This is a genomic window from Psychrobacter proteolyticus, from assembly GCF_003350005.1.
Classification (GTDB): Bacteria; Pseudomonadota; Gammaproteobacteria; order Pseudomonadales; family Moraxellaceae; genus Psychrobacter; species Psychrobacter proteolyticus.
Genome location: NZ_QLKS01000002.1, coordinates 324,517 through 344,739, shown reverse-complemented (window position 1 = coordinate 344,739; position 20,223 = coordinate 324,517). Strand labels below are relative to the sequence as shown.

17 protein-coding genes and 1 tRNA gene are annotated in these 20,223 nt (G+C 41.4%); 9 read left to right on the top strand and 9 right to left on the bottom strand.

Features of this window, described 5'->3' with window-relative positions; genetic code table 11:
• Positions 1-36 precede the first annotated feature (36 nt).
• From DXK30_RS05970 to tsaA, 5 genes are all read right to left on the bottom strand, one after another.
• Positions 37-663 carry a prepilin-type cleavage/methylation domain-containing protein gene (locus tag DXK30_RS05970; protein WP_240314081.1) on the bottom strand — a complete coding sequence of 209 codons (627 nt, stop codon included), beginning with the start codon at positions 661-663 and terminating at the stop codon, positions 37-39.
• Positions 664-1,030: 367 nt separating this feature from the next.
• Positions 1,031-1,714, bottom strand: a complete 684-nt coding sequence (locus DXK30_RS05965) for a TetR/AcrR family transcriptional regulator (RefSeq protein WP_057759351.1) — start codon at positions 1,712-1,714, stop codon at positions 1,031-1,033.
• A 233-nt stretch (positions 1,715-1,947) separates the two neighbouring features.
• A complete protein-coding gene (locus tag DXK30_RS05960; RefSeq protein ID WP_114700914.1) occupies positions 1,948-2,736 on the bottom strand; it encodes a TatD family hydrolase in 789 nt (262 codons plus the stop codon).
• A gap of 158 nt (positions 2,737-2,894) precedes the next feature.
• On the bottom strand, positions 2,895-4,682 hold the full coding sequence (locus tag DXK30_RS05955; RefSeq protein ID WP_114700913.1) for a GspE/PulE family protein: 1,788 nt from the start codon (positions 4,680-4,682) through the stop codon (positions 2,895-2,897).
• A gap of 59 nt (positions 4,683-4,741) precedes the next feature.
• The gene (gene tsaA, locus DXK30_RS05950; protein ID WP_114700912.1) at positions 4,742-5,611 is read right to left on the bottom strand and encodes a tRNA (N6-threonylcarbamoyladenosine(37)-N6)-methyltransferase TrmO; all 870 of its coding nucleotides are present in this window, start codon (positions 5,609-5,611) and stop codon (positions 4,742-4,744) included.
• A 426-nt stretch (positions 5,612-6,037) separates the two neighbouring features.
• On the opposite strand from tsaA, the gene DXK30_RS05945 reads away from it, so the two are divergent.
• Together DXK30_RS05945 and DXK30_RS05940 are read left to right on the top strand one after the other, a co-directional pair.
• Positions 6,038-6,811 carry a ferredoxin--NADP reductase gene (locus DXK30_RS05945; RefSeq protein ID WP_101205461.1) on the top strand — a complete coding sequence of 258 codons (774 nt, stop codon included), beginning with the start codon at positions 6,038-6,040 and terminating at the stop codon, positions 6,809-6,811.
• 152 nt (positions 6,812-6,963) lie between these two features.
• Positions 6,964-7,050: transfer RNA gene (locus DXK30_RS05940), tRNA-Leu, on the top strand.
• Between the two features lie 79 nt (positions 7,051-7,129).
• On the opposite strand, the gene DXK30_RS05935 is transcribed toward DXK30_RS05940, so the two are convergent.
• Entirely contained in the window at positions 7,130-7,375 is a 246-nt protein-coding gene (locus tag DXK30_RS05935) for a hypothetical protein (protein WP_114700911.1), read from the bottom strand.
• 504 nt (positions 7,376-7,879) lie between these two features.
• On the opposite strand from DXK30_RS05935, the gene dinB reads away from it, so the two are divergent.
• The 7 genes from dinB (at position 7,880) to infA (ending at position 16,456) form a co-directional block, all read left to right on the top strand.
• Positions 7,880-8,965 (top strand): DNA polymerase IV, encoded by a 1,086-nt coding sequence (gene dinB / locus DXK30_RS05930; protein WP_114700910.1) that lies wholly within the window; start codon positions 7,880-7,882, stop codon positions 8,963-8,965.
• 171 nt (positions 8,966-9,136) lie between these two features.
• Entirely contained in the window at positions 9,137-10,339 is a 1,203-nt protein-coding gene (gene queA, locus DXK30_RS05925; protein WP_114700909.1) for a tRNA preQ1(34) S-adenosylmethionine ribosyltransferase-isomerase QueA, read from the top strand.
• 113 nt (positions 10,340-10,452) lie between these two features.
• Positions 10,453-12,246, top strand: a complete 1,794-nt coding sequence (locus DXK30_RS05920; RefSeq protein WP_114700908.1) for a FimV/HubP-related protein — start codon at positions 10,453-10,455, stop codon at positions 12,244-12,246.
• A 50-nt stretch (positions 12,247-12,296) separates the two neighbouring features.
• Positions 12,297-13,973, top strand: a complete 1,677-nt coding sequence (locus DXK30_RS05915; protein WP_114700907.1) for a FimV/HubP family polar landmark protein — start codon at positions 12,297-12,299, stop codon at positions 13,971-13,973.
• Positions 13,974-14,135: 162 nt separating this feature from the next.
• Complete coding sequence (locus DXK30_RS05910) at positions 14,136-15,236, top strand: asparaginase (protein ID WP_201637741.1); 1,101 nt, start codon at positions 14,136-14,138, stop codon at positions 15,234-15,236.
• A gap of 43 nt (positions 15,237-15,279) precedes the next feature.
• On the top strand, positions 15,280-16,113 hold the full coding sequence (truA, locus tag DXK30_RS05905; RefSeq protein WP_114700905.1) for a tRNA pseudouridine(38-40) synthase TruA: 834 nt from the start codon (positions 15,280-15,282) through the stop codon (positions 16,111-16,113).
• Positions 16,114-16,234: 121 nt separating this feature from the next.
• Entirely contained in the window at positions 16,235-16,456 is a 222-nt protein-coding gene (gene infA, locus DXK30_RS05900; RefSeq protein WP_021814850.1) for a translation initiation factor IF-1, read from the top strand.
• A 246-nt stretch (positions 16,457-16,702) separates the two neighbouring features.
• Here the strand turns inward: infA and DXK30_RS05895 are convergent, their stop codons facing one another.
• The 3 genes from DXK30_RS05895 to DXK30_RS05885 form a co-directional block, all read right to left on the bottom strand.
• Positions 16,703-17,950: a L,D-transpeptidase family protein gene (locus tag DXK30_RS05895; protein ID WP_114700904.1), complete on the bottom strand. Its 1,248-nt coding sequence runs from the start codon at positions 17,948-17,950 to the stop codon at positions 16,703-16,705.
• A 304-nt stretch (positions 17,951-18,254) separates the two neighbouring features.
• Positions 18,255-19,358 carry a 3-isopropylmalate dehydrogenase gene (gene leuB, locus DXK30_RS05890; protein ID WP_114700903.1) on the bottom strand — a complete coding sequence of 368 codons (1,104 nt, stop codon included), beginning with the start codon at positions 19,356-19,358 and terminating at the stop codon, positions 18,255-18,257.
• A gap of 63 nt (positions 19,359-19,421) precedes the next feature.
• Positions 19,422-20,141 carry a hypothetical protein gene (locus tag DXK30_RS05885; RefSeq protein WP_114700902.1) on the bottom strand — a complete coding sequence of 240 codons (720 nt, stop codon included), beginning with the start codon at positions 20,139-20,141 and terminating at the stop codon, positions 19,422-19,424.
• Positions 20,142-20,223 lie beyond the last annotated feature (82 nt).

Genomic DNA, 20,223 nt, shown 5'->3' with positions numbered 1-20,223 from the left:
GCTGGCTTGTCATAGGAGGTTTATATAATTTAGTCACTATACCCCCTGTCCGATTCGCATACTGCCATCTGGCATTATAGTAATCACCTCGCCCACTAAACGCGAATCATGAAGCACTTCAATGGTGACAGGCGTTGCTTGTCCCGTACCAAACCACAAGACTTGTGGTACGTTTTGGTCGCTAAACCAAGGCTGTAACGTTTGGGTTCGTCCCATATTTTGTAAACTACTAGAATCTAAACTTTGAACTCTAATACTTACGCCAGTAGGCGGTTCAGGCAAATTGATGCCCGACTCAACCTCCCAACTTGGCGTTGGTTTTTTCTCATTAGTAGAGCCTGATAGACCAGCCACCTCTGCCGACAGCTCCATAGCATTTTTAGGCTGACTGTCGGTGCTATCTGACATCATCTCCGTTGTCTGGTATGCGACATATGGATTTGATAGGGTAACAATGACTGGCTCTTCTTGACCTTGCTTATCTGCCTGCATACGCAAACCCATCGGCTGCATACGTTCAGCCGACAATAGGCGAACGTAGCTCAACGAATCGGTAAGATGCTCATAAAAAGCGCGGTTTTTGCGGGATTCACTGCTACCGACAGACAAACTCATTATGCCAGCAAATATAGACAAGATAACCACTACCACCACGATTTCCACCAATGTAAAACCAGCCTGTGTCCGACTGTTTATTGATGAGAATGATGATAAGTGATAAGCATTTCTTGATATGGAGACGCAGCTTCGACAATAGTCTGTAGGTCTTGTATCTAAGCAGCTTGACTGAGACGTTTGATTAATTAGAGTAAAAGAGCAAGTAGCCGCTGAACTGGACTGAGTCTTGACAGTGACCGGCATATTGCACCTATAAGCCCAATTTTAATTATCGCAGAATGAGAAAGGGTTTTTGAAGAATATTAGAAGATATATGAATTCGTGCTGCAATAGTAAGCATTGCAACACGATTTATTAAAGCCAGGAACGGTTCACAACCCAAAAATTACTTGCTACTTTATTACTTGCTACTTTAGTAATTGGTATTACGGTGCTCTTCTGATTCAGTATCGATTTGCTCTACCAGTTCTTGCATATCCTCATCCATGACCTCTTCATCATCAGCAGGATAATGGCTTGGCAACTCTAGCACTTGCTGAACAAAAGCATAACGTAGCGTATCACGGCGACCTAAATAGCGTTGGTAAAAGCTTGAGTTTAGTAGTCCTGCACCGCCCTGACCAATCGCCCAAATAGACGATAGATAATCACGAGTACTTAAATTACTATGCTCATCTTTTAGGTATGCGCTAATAATATCAATCAAACGCTTCATGCGCTGGCGACGGATATCATATAACTCACCAAACAAACGATTGAGCCCAGTCACTGATGCTGCCAGACGCTCTTCAATTTGGTTCAATAGCATGGCTTTTTGCGGGTTGAATAACTGCTGAAAAATCATACGGGCAACGCCTGCTGAGGGGCAGTCATCAATACGGTTAATCTCAAACAATTGCTCTTCGTAACGAATAATAATACGCAGATAAAGCTCATCTTTACTGGAGAAATGCTTGTACAGGGTGCCTTTAGCCAAATCGAGCTGATCTGCCAAACTGTCTAAAGTGATATCACCATCGCCTGACTCAAGTAGCAATTGTTCTGCCATCGCTAAGATGTTCTCTTCTCGTGCCTTGAACTGGTGCTGACGACTCATAATCTCTCCTAAAACATGACAAGATTAAGCATATGACCATCAATTATGTGCGTACATTTGGCAATGAGCGTATAAAACTATACAAGAACTGCTGAAATACCATAAAAGGGATATGCTTATATTTACAAATATTCATTGATAATCATATAGTTACATTTAGTAAATCAAATACTAAAGGGGATTAAACTATGAGACCATCACATAAATGACTGACTGGTCATAGCATAACCATTTTAGCGATACTGTGCCAGTAAATTTTCAAAGTTTTTTGCGGTTAATGCTCCAATCTCGTTACTATCACACCCGTACATATCTGCGATAAAGCTTGCGACGTAGGGTACGTAGGCAGGCTCATTGGGACGACCACGCTTAGGCACAGGCGCCAAATATGGACTGTCGGTCTCAATCAAGATTCTGTCTCTAGGCATGTGCCTTGCAGCGTCTTGGATATTTTGGGCACTTTTAAAGCTAACAATACCTGAGAAAGAGATATAAAATCCTAAATCTAAAGCACGTTTCGCAGTCTCCCAATCTTCAGTGAAGCAATGAATAATACCATGCTCAGCACCTTCGCTCTTTAGGATATCGATCGTATCTTCTTTTGCATCACGCATATGTATGACAAGCGGTTTTTTTAGTTGCTGACTGGCATGGATATGACGTGCAAGACTGGCTTGTTGCTCTTTTTTATTTTCTGTAGACCAGTAGTAATCTAGCCCTGTCTCGCCTATTGCCCATACATTGTCTTTATCAGCAGTCTCTATTAGACGCTCAACCGTCGCTGATTTCAGTACCTCGATATCTTCACAGGGATGAATCCCTACACTCATCCCTAGATTTAGTGTCTCGTCGCCGTAGGTGCTCACAATATTGGCAATCTCGTCATACTCCGCAAAATCACACATGATTGCCATTGCACGGGTAACATTAGCAGTTTTCATGGCGTCAATCGCACCAGATAATTTACCATCGTATTTCGTCAAATCTAAACGGTTGAGGTGACAATGAGTATCTGTAAACATAAATAATCTCGTTGTTGAAACTTTCTCAATTAAAAGTCTGGGAATTAAAAATTTGAATCTTGTTTGCATTGATTGCTGTGAAGGAAGCTGTTTTCAAGTAGCATCGTATTTCCTACTCTTAAAATACTATTCACCAATCCATGTCCTAATATATGAGACTAATTAAGAGGCACGACTCGCATTACCTCTTCTATGGTTGTCACACCTTCACTAATACGTTTTGCCCCTGATAAACGTAACGGCTGTAGACCTTCACGATAGGCTTGTTGTTTGAGCACATCTAAGTTTGTATCGGCTGCGACCAGTTTTTTTAATTCGTTAGACAACGGCATGATCTCATATAAGCCGACTCGTCCCTGATAACCAGTGTGTCGACAATGCTCGCAGCCTTGAGCCATATAAATTTGTGCTGGGGCAGGCGCACGCCAAGGTTGTACCAACTCCTGCCATTGAATGGAAATCTCACTGTCTGGCACAACGTCTACCGCTTTTTTGCAATGCGGGCATAGCGTACGTAACAAGCGCTGTGCCATTACGCCTAAGATAGTCGCTGATGTTAAAAATGGCTGAATCCCCAAATCATGCAAGCGAGTGATTGAACTTGGCGCATCGTTAGTATGTAGTGTCGAGAGCACCAAATGCCCTGTCAATGAGGCTTGTACTGCCATATTGGCTGTTTCAGCATCACGAATCTCCCCCACCATAATGATGTCAGGATCTTGACGCATCAATGAGCGAATACCGTCAGCAAAGTTTAAATCGACACCTGGATTCACTTGCATTTGGTTAAATGCAGGTTCAATCATTTCAATAGGATCTTCAATGGTACAGACATTGACTTGTTCAGTTGCTAACTGCTTGAGGGTACTATATAAGGTCGTGGTCTTACCCGAACCTGTAGGCCCAGTGACCAAAATAATGCCGTTTGGATGAGCAGTCAATTCATGCCATGTTTCAAGCTGCTTGCCGGATAGACCAAGCTGAGCGAAGGAACGCACCAGTACTTCAGGATCGAATACCCGCATGACCAACTTTTCACCAAAAGCGGTTGGCATCGTCGATAAACGAAGCTCTGTCTCTAGTCCCTTCGGCGTTCGCGTCTTTAAACGACCATCTTGCGGTTTACGCTTTTCTGCAACATTTAGCCGTCCTAGAATTTTGATACGTGCGGTTACCGCGACGATGATTGCCAATGGCATCTCATACACCGTATGGAGCACACCATCGATACGGAAGCGCACCTTACCTGTTTCACGGCGTGGCTCTAAATGGATATCACTAGCTCGTTGCTCAAAGGCATATTGCAACAGCCAATCAACGACTCTAACAATATGTTGGTCATTGGCATCGGGATTAGTATTGTCGCCCAACTGCAATAATGCTTCGACATTGGTCACGTCGGCAGCTGCACGCTTATGGACACTATTTGCGCCTGCAATCGCTTGGGTAACTTGATAGAACTCTTGCCGGAAGCGTTTGATCTGCTCAGGATTGATATAGACTGTGCGATAGCTTTTTGACTTGATCAATTTTTCAATACTTGAATGCCAATCAGTATAAAAAGGTTGATCTGTTCCGATAACCACTTCGTCTACAGCGACCTCAATCGGTAAAATATGCTGTGAACGTGCATATTCAAATGACATCAATTGCGTCACTGCAGGGACATCGACTTTTAGAGGGTCAATACGAACGAGAGTCATATCTGCTTTAGCCGCCAACCACTGGTTGAGCCAAGCCAATGTTAACTTGTTTTCAGTGCTATTGTCCGTCGCATGGCCATTAGGCAAGCCGAATTCACTAATCGTTAGTAGAGGGTGCTGCGCTTTGTCACGACGGCTAGTAATGACTAGGTTATAGCCGCGTTGGTCAATCACTTTATCTGCCAATAGCTCATCTAGACACCAACGCAAATCAATCACTATCGAGTACTGTTGAGCAGACATATCTCTCTTCTTCTATTATTTTAAAATGTGTTGTCAAAAACGATACCAATGCAAGCCAGCTACACCGTAACCACAGCGATTATCTGTAGCTGTCCTGATTCTATCAACTGAAAACTCACATCAATGGATTTATAACGCATAACAAATGGCGTGGCTATCTCTGTCCGTCGATAAGCTGGACGAGGGTCTTGGGCAATTAGCTCTTTAATAATGCTCATATCTGAGGCTATCAATTGATTTTGTATACGATGAATCGTAGACGCAACTGTCGCACTATTCAATCCAGTGTTTGCGTCTTTGATACTTGTATCATTGTTGCTTGTATCATTATTAGCATTACTAGGCTTGCCTGCGCTTACTAGCATCATAAACTGTTCGTTAGCAGCATCGGTCACGGTCACAGTTAATGACTCTGGAGCAGTTGGTGCAAAACCATTTTCCGTCTGTGTCAGCGCATCACTATAGGCTACATATGGCTTTATATCGATGATTGGCGTGCTATCTATCATATCAGCACCTTTGATAATCAATAATACACGGCCTTGTATTATTTTGACCTGTTCGAGCTTGACGACAGACAAACCTAGTCCTGAAGGACGATACATACTGCGACTGGCAAACACCCCTATTTTTTGATTACCACCCAATCTTGGTGGACGTACTTGAGCGCGAAAACTAGTACTGGTTTCATTGTTATTTTTATATCGATAATTATGATGAAACTGCCAACTCACCCATATATGACTAAACTTATCCAAACCATCAAATGCAGCTGGCGTATCATATGGCGCTAACATCTCAATGACACTAGTCAGGGCAACCAGGTTTGGCTGGCGCGGCGCACCGAATTTTTGTGAAAGCGGCGCACGGTGATAGCCAATAACAGGAGCTTGATGGTAGTTATCTAACAGGGAATTCTCATCAAGCATAGACCAACTCCAGTAATACAAAACTGCCCTGATAAGGCAGTTTTGCCAAATGATACAAAATTACTCACTAACGATATTCCATTTTATCATGCTAGACAATCACTACTAGACGGATTTTTATTTTAAAGTTTGGTATTATGAGCAAGAAATTTGATGAGAGTCATTTACATTTGGGCGATATGACCGGTAATGCTGTCATCGTTGACGCAAATTTACTATGTCTAATGACGTAATAGCTGGCTATATATAAGCTGATAAACCAGCTGTATTACGCTTACTCATCATTTACTCGTTCATAAAAATAGCAGTTTCGACAACGATTAAAAAACTGATACGTTTTTATAATGTTCAATTTAACATTGAAAATTCTGATTTAATACTTATTCAAACTTAACACACAAATAACAACTTATTAACGAGGACTTTATGTCAAAACTTCGCACCGAAACGGTCACAGAGGTTCATCACTGGAATGACTCTCTATTTAGTATCAAAACCACTCGTGACGATGGCTTACGCTTTCGTAATGGCGAATTTGCGATGATTGGACTTGTTGTTGATGGCAAGCCACTACTACGCGCTTATTCAATTGCCAGCCCTAACTATGAAGATCATTTAGAATTCTTCTCTATCAAAGTTCAAGATGGTCCATTAACCTCGCGCTTGCAACACATTAAAGTAGGCGACGAGCTGTTAGTCAGTAAAAAACCAACGGGCACATTAGTATTGGACGATCTGCTACCAGGTAAGAATCTTTACATGCTCTCTACAGGTACTGGCCTTGCTCCCTTCTTGTCACTAGCACGTGATCCTGAAGTGTATGAGCGTTTTGACAAAATCATCTTAGTACATGGCGTACGTCATGTTCATGATTTGGCTTATCGTGAAATGTTTGAAAATGAGCTGCCTAATGATGAAATCTTTGGTGAATGGTATCGCGAAAAATTCATCTATTATCCAACTGTTACGCGTGAAGAGTTTAGAAACCAAGGACGTGTCACTGATTTGATGAAATCAGGTAAATTGTTCGAAGATATTGGTTTACCGCCAATGAATAAAGACGACGACCGTGTCATGCTTTGTGGCAGCATGCCGTTTAATGCTGAGGTTTCTGCTATTTTAGATGACTTCGGCCTGACTGTTTCACCACGTATGGGCGTGCAAGCAGATTACGCAGTTGAGCGTGCCTTTGTCGGCTAGAATGATGCTAAATAGCATCATTAGAATAAATAAAAAATTGTATAAAATAATACTTGACGCAATTAAATAGGCTGCTATAATACGCAGCCTATACAGTCAACACTGTAGCCCAATTAGATAATATTTAGTCAATAATTATTATCACCTAACATGCCAGTGTGATGGAATTGGTAGACATGACGGATTCAAAATCCGTTGCCTTTAAAAGCGTGTCGGTTCGAGTCCGACCACTGGTACCAATACTTAATACAAATTAGCCTCCTTTATCGGAGGTTTTTTTGTGCTTATTATATTTGCTTTAATAAACTACTAACTCGTTTATATCGATACTTCAAATGACATAATGGCACTTATCTTGATTGGTACCGCATAACTCCATGGCATACCAGCACTACAATAAAAATATCCTTCATTAAATGACACAATATAAGCGGTAAAATCATTACCACACTGATCCATCATCGCTTGTTCATCGCTTTCATCACAAACCGCACACCATATTTTTTTATCACCGCGCGCTAGCATTGCTCGTGTCAAATCACTCCCTTTTAACTCATTACTCATTATCAGCTCCTTAATTACCTTGAACTTTCTAGTCAATACGTTTTTAGAAAGTTAATTTACCAGTACTCAATTCACAAGTTTGGTATGAGCTATAAACAATGTTTTATTAGGAAATAAAACGCCTATAAAAGATCATTTATTACTTTCATAACTATTTATTATCGTGGTTAATATATTGTAAAACGATAGCATCAGAACTGTAACATATAGCTTTAAAATTTATGACAGAACGACAAACCATCAAGACAGACGGTATAGAAAATATAAGACGGCTAGTATATGCGCAAAAATACATATAAATTAGTGAATATATGTTAACTAAAATTAATTTATTCAAGTTATATGCTGCTATCTTCCTGACTATTAACCTTACACTATATTTAATTATTGATATATATTTTATTTACATATTGCTATATAAAGGTTGTTTATATAAGAACATCTTTTTTAACATTTAAAAATTTCTACTAAAATAAAAGTGCTGATTCCTGTAAAATATCAATTATGATGACTAATAAAAGTGTCAATTTTCGTAAGATTATTCATGTAGATATGGATGCGTTTTACGCCAGTGTAGAACAACGTGACTTTCCTGAACTACGCGGTAAGCCACTAGTGGTTGGTGGTGATCCAAATGGTCGCGGCGTTGTAGCAGCGGCTAGCTATGAAGTACGTAAGTTTGGAGTGCGCTCAGCCATGTCTTGCTATGAGGCGCGCAAACGTTGTCCAGAGGTAGTATTTGTAAGACCACGTTTTGAGGTTTATCGAGCTGTCAGTAATGATATCCGCCGCATCATGCATGGGTTAACGCCCCATGTGGAGCCGTTATCGTTAGATGAGGCATATCTTGATGTTACTGGACTCACCATACATAAAGGCTCAGCGACATTAATGGCCAATTGGTTAAGAGCAGAAATATTGCAACATACAGGATTGACTGCTTCTGCTGGTGTATCCTTTAACAAGATGTTGGCCAAGATTGCCTCTGATATCAATAAGCCTAACGGCACTGCTATTATCACACCAAAAGACGCTGATGCTTTTATTAGTACACTGCCTATTGAACGATTTCATGGGATAGGTAAAGCAACGGCAAAGCGTTTGCACAGCATGGGTGTAAACAATGGCGCAGATCTTCGGCATATACCAGCTGCCACGCTAGTTCAGGAGTTTGGCAAACGCGGTCAGTTTTATCACGATATCGCTCATGGTCGCGATGAACGTCCGGTTAAATCTGAGCGTACATATAAATCCGTTGGTTCAGAGACCACATTCAGAGACAACTTGACTGACGATGACGAACTGCGTCTGCAAATCTATGAGCAAAACGCCGATGCCTTTAAACAGATGCACCAAAAGCAGTTAGTTGCTCATACCATCACCCTTAAAATCAAATATTCAGACTTTACTCAAATCACCCGCTCACATACTCTCTCTACAACATTTGATAGCGCTGAATCGGCACATTACTGGCTAGACAAGCTGTTTTCAGATATTCCACGTCAACTCTCTATTCGGCTGGTTGGCGTTACTTTTTCTTCGTTAGCACCTGCCGCTCAGTTACTACCCCAACTAAATCTATTTGAGTAATTTAATCAACGATTGATAAAAATGTTCGGTGTTAGTAAGCTTGGTTGTTACTTAGGCTATTTATAGGCTTAAAGGATACCTTATATATGATTACTATCGAGTAAAATATCCTTTCACAAAAGCATTTCTGCTACAATTATGCCAAAATCCCTATCAATTCAAAGACTGATTATGACTGAACTTCACATTGCATCTTCTGATACCAATGCTCCCATTGATACCAATAAAAATAATGACGTCTTAGATTATCTAAGCGTAGAAGATTACGACTATGACCTACCAGATTGTTTGATTGCGCGATATCCATTGGCACAGCGTTCTGCTTCAAAACTTTTGTACTTGCCTGCTCACACTGACACGAATGCTACGCCTGTAAAGGACTGTTTGTTTTCTGAGTTGCCTGAATTATTAGACGCTGGAGACCTGATCGTCTTTAATGATACAAAGGTGATGAAGGCACGCCTATTCGGTCAAAAAGATACTGGCGGTAAACTTGAGGTTTTGATTGAGCGATTGGTTACTGTCTCAGACTTAGATATAACGACACTGCATTTAGAAGATTCAAATAATGAATCAGTCAACCAAGAACATATTGCCCTGTGCCATGTAAAAGCCAGCAAAGCACTGAAACTTAGTCAACGTTTTCAACTTGCTGATGGTCATATGAGTGGCGCGATGATTGGTCGTCAGGACAACTTGTTTATTTTAGCCTTTGATGCGCCAATTTTGCCTGATTTAGAACTTTACGGCGAGTTACCTATCCCACCCTACTTTGAACGTCATGCTGATGACACTGATAATACCCGTTATCAAACGGTATTTCATGATCCCGCTAAGCTTGCAAGTGTCGCTGCCCCGACAGCAAGTTTGCATTTCGATGACTTGGTGCTTAATAAGTTGGCAGAAAAAGGCATTAATACTGCTTTTGTGACATTACATGTTGGCGCTGGTACTTTTGCTCCTGTCAAAACAGACAACCTGCTCAATCATACTATGCATAGTGAATATGCACATCTGCCACAAGCAACTGCTGAGCTGATTAATCAGACGCATGCAAATGGTAATAAGGTTATCGCGATTGGTACCACGGTGACTCGCGTCCTTGAAACGGCTTATCAAAAAACAACTATTAATGGGCAAGCACTCTCTAGCTGGTCAGGGGACACGGACATCTTTATTTATCCAGGGTTTAAATTCGGTGTCATTGATCGGTTGCTTACCAACTTTCATTTACCCAAATCGACGTTGCTAATGTTGGTATCAGCTTTTTCTGGCAAAGCATCGATTGAACACGCTTATCAACATGCTATTGAAAAACAGTATCGATTCTTTAGTTATGGCGATGCCATGCTGCTAGATAGAAAAGCTGACTGAACACTACATAGACATTTTGTGCATTGGACACAACAGTTGTGAAATAAACTGGTAAACTAAACGGTATTTTGATATAACAGCAAAGACAACTTATTTATCCTAAAGGGCCGCTCATGTCTTGTCATCTATCTCGTCGCTTGACTACTGTACATCGCGCGGTATCAATGGCACTACTTTGTTCTGTAGGCTACGCCGTACTAGTGCCAAGCGTACAAGCGGCAACCATTGGTAAAACTGTAGTCACTTCAGCCCAGCATGAGCCTTTAGTAGCAAGCATCGTCGTCAGTAATATTCGAGCAGCTGATTTTTCCGCCAGTTTGGCAAACTCGACCATTTACCAGCAAATGGGTTTGACGCCAACTGACTCTATGACCGTACGCTTTCAGCCTACCTCAGCGACTAGTGGTCAAGTTTTTATTACCACCTCACAGCCTGTATCTAAGCCTTTTGCTGATATCGTATTGGCAATAAATGATGATGGCCAGCGTAATATGGTGCCAAAAACATTATTAATGCCATTAAAAGATAGTGTACCTATCAATACTGGCAAAGATATCGCCACAGGTGCCAAGAAGCCAAATTTGCCTAGCGTTTCTGCAAGTAATGCCATGCCTTTGACGGTCAGAAAAGGCGCGCCGCCGCCACTGATGTCTACCCCTGCTATCTCCTCACCTAAGTTATCAAAGCCAAATAAAACAGCGACTGAATTGTTGGCTTCTAAACTGCCAGCACCTAATATTCAAACGCCAACAGTGACAGCTACCTCACGGGTCCATAGTCTTGCTTATGGAAATAGCCGCTTGAATAATGGGGATTTGAATAGCGGTTCTAACAATAATACTAGTCATTCAACTGTTATTGGTGAAAGCCAGCACTCTGTGAGACCTTTAGATAACAGTTTGCTAAGTGTAGAGAGTAGCAATAGCGGCGCAATGACAGCTGATGGTAACCATACCAATGTGCGCTCTGATAAAAATGCAATAGATACAGTTACGGTAGATAAGCCAAGTACTAACAATCAGCTTGATACCCTGAACATAAAGGTGACACGCCAAATACAGCTAAGTAGTAAAACAGAGACAGACCTTGTGGCTAGCTCCCCTCTTGCACCAACACCAACCAATAAAGCGAGAGATGACTCAAAAAGTGAGATCGACTTAGATAGCACTGTTATCGAAACAGCTCAAGGCAGCAATACACCTATTGATACAGTATTACCTGCACCATCCAAGACTGCTGCTAATCCAATGGAAGCTAGCAATAAAGTAACTCGTAATACTATTACTCAATATCAGGTGCAACGCAACGATAGCTTATGGGCGATCGCGGAGCAGATCGCGCGCGAGAACAATCTAGCTACGCCAGCAGTGATGAAACAGATTCAGTCACAGAACCCTGACGCTTTTATCAATAAAGATGCGGATCAATTAAAAGCCGATGCGAAGCTTAGTCTACCTAGCTACGATGTCATACCATCGCAGAAAAATTTAGAAGCTGCTATTAGTGCTCAAAGACAATACAGTCGTAGAGCGAACACACCTGTAGTAAAAAAACCAGCACAACCATCATCCAAAAAGTCGTCTGAGATAGCGCAAGCAGCCAACGTGTCGAAGAAATCAACAACCACTAGAACACAGAAACTGCCACAAGCGCAGTTTTCTGTCCTTGCCCCTAGTCGTGGTGGTGATGCAGATGGCACACAGGCGAAATCAGCTGGAGACAAAGGAAACGGTCTGAGCACCGACATATTAGCAGCGCTAAAATCATCGAGACAAGAGGCTGCTTCACAAGCTCAGCGCTTGTCAAAGACCAGCAGTGCGCTGGAAAACTATACTAAAAAGCTCCAATTACAAAATCAAAAACTGGCTGAGCTACAAGCTCGTCTCAAAAAACTACGCAATCAATAATTGCCTAACTGATCAATGCAAGATGCTGTGATCTTAGGATAGGAGTAACTATGGACAATATGCTTTATATCATCGCCGGATTGGTGCTTATCCTGTTAATCGCTGGTTTTTTATTACGCAAAAATAAAGCTCACAAGCAAAGTACGCAACCGCCTGTAAGCTCAGTAAGAAATGACACTGCTCCAGCACCAAAAATGGATTATGGCACTCCTGCCCAAAGCAATCAAAATGATAGCAACAAGTTCGATCATATTACGATTGCACAACGTTTTGTCGATCAACAACGCTATGATAAAGCTATTGAAGCGATCAATCGCGGACTGAACGAAAAGCCTAACGACAGTCAATTATCTATCAAGCTACTTAGTATATACGCTACATTAGATCAGCCAGAAAACTTTAATAATGTCTATGACACCATTAAAATACATAACGGCGCAAAAACGCTTACACTTGCTAATGAATTAAAAGATTTATACGTGGGAGAGCAAAGTCCAACGGCCGTACAAGAGCTAGTAACAGAAGATAACCAAGCTAGTTTTGATGCTTTAGATTTTGACCTATCTACTACTGATCAAGTCGATGATGCAGCTGAAATAGCTGAACATCCTGTGGTTGAAGATAGTCACGATGCTGTAATAGATAAACCTATCGATAGCCCAGTATTTTCAAACGAGATTGATGACATTAATCCTAATACTGAAAATGCAGAAGATAGCTTTGATTTGACGCTCAGTGAATTAGAAGAAGACTTCAATGAGCCCGATGCTGATAATGAAGCTCATGTCACACCATTGTCCATTACAGATAATGATAACCTTCATACCTCTACAAGTGACAGTGCCGATACTATTAAAAATGATAATGTCATTGAAGACCATGATCTTAGTGATTTTGAGTTCGATTTTGACGCACCTACAGAGACCACTTCAATTGAAACATCTGACGTACCAGATGTCCGAGATAGTACTAACGAAACGTTAGCGTTAGAAGACGACTTCATCCTAGACTTCGATGATCTATCAGCCGATGCAGATAAAGATATAGTGGTAACTAATGACGGAGATACTAATACACAAGAATACTCTATAGATGCTACCCAAAGCAGCGAAGATGACTTTGCTTTATCTCTAGAGAGCTTAGATACATCAGATAATATAAACACTACCTCAAATGACGTACTACCTGCTACTGAAAACAATGATAATATCGATAATTTCATTTTTGAAGACATTGACTTTGCAGACAATACCTCCGAGAATCTCAGCCTTAAAGATGATATCTTTGCAGATATTAATCTTGAGGAACCATTACTCAAGGATGAGACAGAGATTACTGATGTCGAAGAATCGAATATCGCACCTGATGAACCATTGGTCTTCGACGATAGTAAACTAATAGACGATAATTTTGATATTGATGATACCCGCTCTCTATTTGACTCTCCATCGGACACTGAGCCAGTGTCTACTGCCGCACCAGTTGAGGCCGAAACCCCTGTCCTACCTCAAGATACTGAGTCAGCCGAAGAATTCTCATCACGTTTCGCAGCAGATTTTGATTTTGTAAAGTCATTAGATAGTAATCAAGTCACGTTAGATTTGGCAGGGCAATATCTACAACTGGGTGAATACGACAGTGCAAAACGTTTACTCAATGAGGTGATAGCTCAAGGTAATAGTGAGCAGAAACAGCAAGCAAAACTACTACTTGAACGTACTGCGTAGTTAATAGCCTAGTCTCTCATCAGCAAGTACTTCCTAATCACAGGATGCTTGCTGTTTTTTTTGCATTTAACTCTAATACTATCTATTATTAAACCCTTTAGCTATCGTTGCTCAATTCTTTAGCACCTCTTTTCTTCCATACTTGTTTACTGTGTTGATACTATGCCATCTTCTGTTATGCTCAAAAATCTATCCGATCCTCTTCAACTGATTTATGCTGGCGGTACCTTTGGTAGCTACGGCAGGCCCTTAGCGCCATTATCCGCAGAAGTGTTTTTGCCTACTTTACAGCAGCTATTGTCTGAAAAAGACAGTACGAACAGTTTACCAACAGTCTCATGGTTAGAAAACACCCTGATCAAAGACAGCAGCCAACTTACCCCTAGTGATTTTACGCATTTCTATCAACTACTACTGAATGCTTATACGAAAGGTGATAGACGCTTTGTACTCATCACTGGCACGGATACGTTGAGTTACTTAGGCGCATTTTTAGCAGAAGCTTTTGCAGGTAGTGATATTTGTATTGTTCTGACCGCAAGTATGCGTCCATTATTAGACAGTGAAATATTGCATTGTTATAACATTGATGAACATAGCGATGCTTGGGGCAATCTCAACGACTCATTAAAGTTAGCCGCTGCTGGTGAATCAGGCGTGAAGGTTAGTTTTGGCGGCGAATCATGGCCTGCCCAAACGGTACAGAAAATTCACAGTCATGATCTGATGGCATTTACTGGTCATTCTCGCGCCGCTTATCCAGCCAATAGCTATATAAAAAATCTACCTGACACTTGTAGGCAGCATTGGCTTGATGACCAACAAGACTTGCTGTCCAGTATTAAAACACGCGCTGAAAACGCGAGTGTTCATGCTCTATACTGCCTACCTAACGATGTTTCGATGATAAACAACCAGCTACAAGCTTTATTGTCGCAGCCACCATGTGGCATTATTCTACTAGGATTTGGCTCCGGTAATATCTCTTACTCAGCTGCACTAGCAGAGACACTTAACCTTGCTCATGAGCGTGGACATATGGTGATATCGGCCAGTCAATGTCCGTTTGGCGGCGTCAGCGACAGCTATGCGGCGGGCAGTTGGCAGTACGAGCATCATGTCATTGCTGGTGGGCGTTTGACCATACCTGCTATTTATGCCCGATTACTATGGTTGTTACTTCGCTATGATAGTCCAGCCAGACGCAGACAGCGTTGGTTAAATAACGTCAATCAAACTGGCACTAGCATCAAAAAGCGATAAGCACCTTTTAATTAATTCCCATTTTATAAGTTTAGAAACCCTAATGTCTGAGACTGAAATTGTTGAAATTGAAATAACCTACACTTTAGCGATTGCTATTGAGTTCTTAGGAACTCATTATCATGGCTGGCAACGACAACGAGAGGTTTTGGGCGTACAAGAAGCCTTAGAAACAGCTATCGGCAAAGTGGCTAACGAGCCTGTAGAAGTCATCGCAGCTGGGCGTACTGATGCCAGTGTACATGCTAGCAATATGATTGCCCATTTTACAACTCATGCGTATCGTCCTACTCATAATTGGTTGCGTGGTGTAAACAGCTTACTTCCCGATGATATTGCTCTACGCTGGGTACAACCCATGCCAGCTGATTTTCATGCGCGTTTTGGTGCTATTGCTCGTCGCTATCGTTATATTACGCTCAATCAAGCACAGCGCCCTGCCATACTAAATCATCAAGTAACTCATATCTATGATCCGCTTGATTTAGAAGCCATGCAGCAAGCAGCAGCCGATATCGTCGGTACACATGATTTTAGCAGTTACCGTGCTGCGGCCTGTCAATCCAATCAACCGGTGCGTACGATTAGCCATGCCAACCTTTTTGCTCATGGCCAATTTATCGTTTTTGATATACAAGCAGATGGATTTTTACATCATATGGTTCGCAATTTGATGGGTACATTATATGCCATTGGTAGACATGAGCTAGAACCAGCAGATTTTTTGAATATTTTGCACAAAAAGGATAGAACGATTGCACCACCTACCGCTTCAGGTGATGGACTATATTTTATCAATGCCTATTATCCTGAACGTTTTCAAAGCTTATTACCAGATGCACCCCTAACGCCTCTTTGGTTAAACCTACCTGAATAAATCGATGTAATTTGACATACATATCACTCACATGCTGTCAAGTAAAAAGCAGGTTCGTATTGCTTTAATCCGCTAACTTACGTATAATATGGGCTTATTTTTTAATTGATTGATACAAATTATGGCAAAAGACGATATTATTGAATTTGAAGGCGAAGTCATTGATACCCTTCCTAATACTTTGTTCAAAGTTCGTTTAGAAAACGGGCACGAAATCATTGCGCATATTTCTGGTAAGATGCGTAAGCATTATATTCGTATTTTGACAGGTGATAAGGTTAAAGTTGAAATGACACCTTATGACCTATCTAAAGGCCGCATTACCTACCGTGGTAAAAACTAAATACTTACTAATCAATATGGTTGTGAAAGTATTGACGCTGGTAAAAAGGCAGTCAACAATCAAATGGCTACGTTATCGCTGATAGCTGATATAGACGCTTGAGTGGTTTAACTGATAATAATAATGAAAACGCTAATCTGCTCATTATTGCCTATCACTGTTTTAGTCATTTAGTATGGACTGTTTGTTTTTACCATAAAAAATACCGCTAAATTCAGCGGTATTTTTTTGTTTCGCCTTTATGAATTACTTGAACTCAACAGTGGCACCTTTCTTTATAACACCGAGTAGGCTAAGCGCGTCCCAATTGGTGAGGCGAACACAGCCTGCTGATGCCTGACGGCTAATACGTTCAGGATCTGGTGAGCCATGAATGCCATACGAGGGTTTACTCAGACCGATCCATACCAAGCCAACAGGATTATTAGGACCTGTAGGGATAATAGATTTTTCGCCATTATCGCCAGTGTAAGTGTAATTAGGCTCATGAATTTTGACTTTTACCTGATGCGTACCCGTTGGTGAAGGCGTGGCTGTGCTACCTACTGTAGTCGGATAACTGGCAACTAGGTTATTACTGTCGTCGTATGCATAGAGGGTTTGCGTGCTTTTATCAGCGACCACGCGGCTCACTGGTGTAGTGTTAGGATTGCCTGGATTGTATACCGTGATAGTCTCACCAGCCGTAAAATTGGCAGTAGGATTAAGCGATTTGAGATAGTCACGACTGATATGAAACTTCTCTCCCAAGGCTTCAAGGACGCTTTCATAATACATACCCTCTAGCTTGGCTTTGGCTTCAGCACTAGCAGGAATTTGGGTAGTTTTGACATTCACATCAGCATCTGTCAGCTGATAACTGACTAATACAGGCTGTGAAGTAAGCGTGGAATTCTTATTCAATGCTTGCCACGTTTCTTCATTGACCGCTTCGGTTACTGGTAATCCTTGAGCCTTTTGAAAAGCTTGCATGGCTTTACGCGTGTTTTTCCCCCAGTACCCATCAACTGCACCAACGCCACTATGATTCCAGTTCAGTAGCGCTTGCAGTTTAGTCCCGACATTGCGATCAATTTTAGTGTCAGCTGTCCATGTCGCTTGATTCACTTTTTTAGCGGTATCTGACAGCTCTTTTGTACTGTATGTAATCTTAGGTAGTAATTCATTGAGCGAATCTGCTGCTTTGCTATTGCCATCTATTTGCTGACTAACACCGTTGGTTACTGGACTGATGTCGTTACTATCAGTCATCCTGCTGTCCATCGTATCAGCATCGATACTGTTACTAGTAGATTGATTGCTACTAGTATTCATCTCTGCTTCGGTGCCTGCATTGTTATTATGATCTGTCATGCCACTATTGGACGACTTGCTCTCATTAGTCGTTTGTACGCTATTTTCAGCATTATTAGCATTGCTGCTACAACCCACTAATAATGCAGACGTTGTACCCATCACTATAACAAGGCTGCCAACCTTAAGTAGTTGAGACATAAAAAAACTCCCTAAATAATTACCATGTATCGAAAAATATCGAAAAATATCGAAAAATTTATCATAGAAATATATTGCCATAGCCCTACCACTATTCCCTAACAGCTTTATGTTAATAACTGACTCTTCCTACTGTGCATTTGTTAATAGGGTGAACAAAAACACTGATCCGTTTACAATAAGGCACGACTCAGTCCCCTATAACATAAAAAACCCATAAATTGCTCAGCAACTTATGGGTATAAAATGAACGAGATTAAACTGTAAAAACTACATAAAAATGGTCTGCATTAGATTAGCTGACTCATACCAGTTTAGCCAATACCGCTTGCCCCATCTCTTGGCAGCCCACTTGCTTAAGTCCAGCTTCACTGCTATCCAAGATATCAAGCGTACGTAGACCATCATCAAGCACATCACTAACTGCCTGCTCGATTGCTTGTGCCGCTTCTTCTTGTTTGAAGGTATAACGCAGCATCATAGCAACAGATAAGATAGTCGCTAATGGGTTGGCTTTATCTTGTCCTGCGATGTCAGGCGCAGAACCATGACACGGCTCATACATGCCCTTACCTGACTCATCTAAGCTTGCCGATGGCAACATACCGATAGAGCCTGTCAACATCGCGGCTTCATCAGATAGGATATCGCCAAACATGTTACCCGTTACCATAACATCGAATTGCTTAGGATCTTTAATTAACTGCATGCAAGCGTTGTCAGCATACATATGTGACAGTGCCACATCGCTATAGTCAGTTTTTTGCATCTCGATCATCGTCTGTTTCCACAGCTCGGTGACTTCTAATACATTGGCTTTATCAACTGAACATACCTTAGCTGCTGTACCTGCTGCTTGCGCACGCGTTTTTGCCAATTCAAAGGCAACTTTACCAATGCGCTGAATCTCACTTGTGCTATACACCATCGTGTTATAGCCCTGCTGCTCACCGTTTTCTAGTGTGCGGATACCACGAGGCTCACCAAAATAGATACCGCCTGTCAGCTCACGAACGATCAATAGATCTAGACCTGAGATAATTTCAGGTTTGATACTTGAGGCATTAGCCAACTGTGGATATAGCTTGGCTACGCGTAGGTTGGCAAATAAACCAAGCTCACCGCGAATCTTAAGCAAACCACGCTCAGGGCGTTTACTACGCTCAATTGCATCCCATTTAGGCCCACCGACCGCACCTAGCAACACAGCATCTGCAGCACGAGCACGCGCCAATGTTGCATCTGGTAAGGGCTCACCAGTTGCATCAATAGCCACACCGCCAATCAATCCAGACTCAAGCGTTAAATCCAACGCAAATTTATTATTGACCGCGTTCAGTACATCAATAGCTTGAGTCATGATCTCAGGTCCGATACCATCACCCGCTAATGTTAAAATCGTTGCCATACTGATCCTTTTGGAAATATTTCTATTGGTTGGTTATATTTTTGAGCGCTTAACACTCATGGCTTATGCTACAATTTTTTTGGCTTTGGATGCTAATGAAACCGTTTTCGCCATACCAGTCTCTATAAACTCTCCTTGATGCTCAGCATCTAGTTTTTTACAAAATCGGCGCTGCACTTTACTACCTTGCCATAGCTCAATACACAAGGGTTCAGGTGATGCTGTGTCCAATAGACTACCTGATTTTCCACTGCTTTTCTTTTGATAAGCACGTAACTGATAGGTACCTGCTTCAGTGAAATCATGGATCATCGCAAAGCGCTCAACATAACCCATGTTATTTTCTGGATAGAAATTAACATGTACCTCACGTTTTGCAGGCATGACCCGTGCATAGTAGTTGGTCAAGCCTGGCATACTCGAAGCTGCTAACGGCACAACTTTAATGGCATTTTTGTTAATGAGAGGTGTCATATCCATGTTGATTGGTATTTCTACTGTACCTTTTCGACTTGGTAAAGCTGTCGCAATCTGAGGATTGATTGGCTCATGACTATCAGGCGCAATAATGAGTGTTTTATCTATCTGCACAATTTCGCAATGATATGTACCCAGACATGCAATATTTACTTCACCAGCAATAGGTTTAATTTTACCAATCCATGCTTCGGCACTTTCTGCCTCATCTATTTTTTGATAGCCTGTCAACAGTTGACAGCCTGATAATAATAAGCTTCCAGCAACAATTGTACTTGTCCATAAAGCATAACGTTTCGTATTCATAATGACGGCTACTATTCAAGAGAGATAATAAAATGTAGTGAAAAACTATCTTTCATTTTAGACAGTTCACTGCCATAACTCA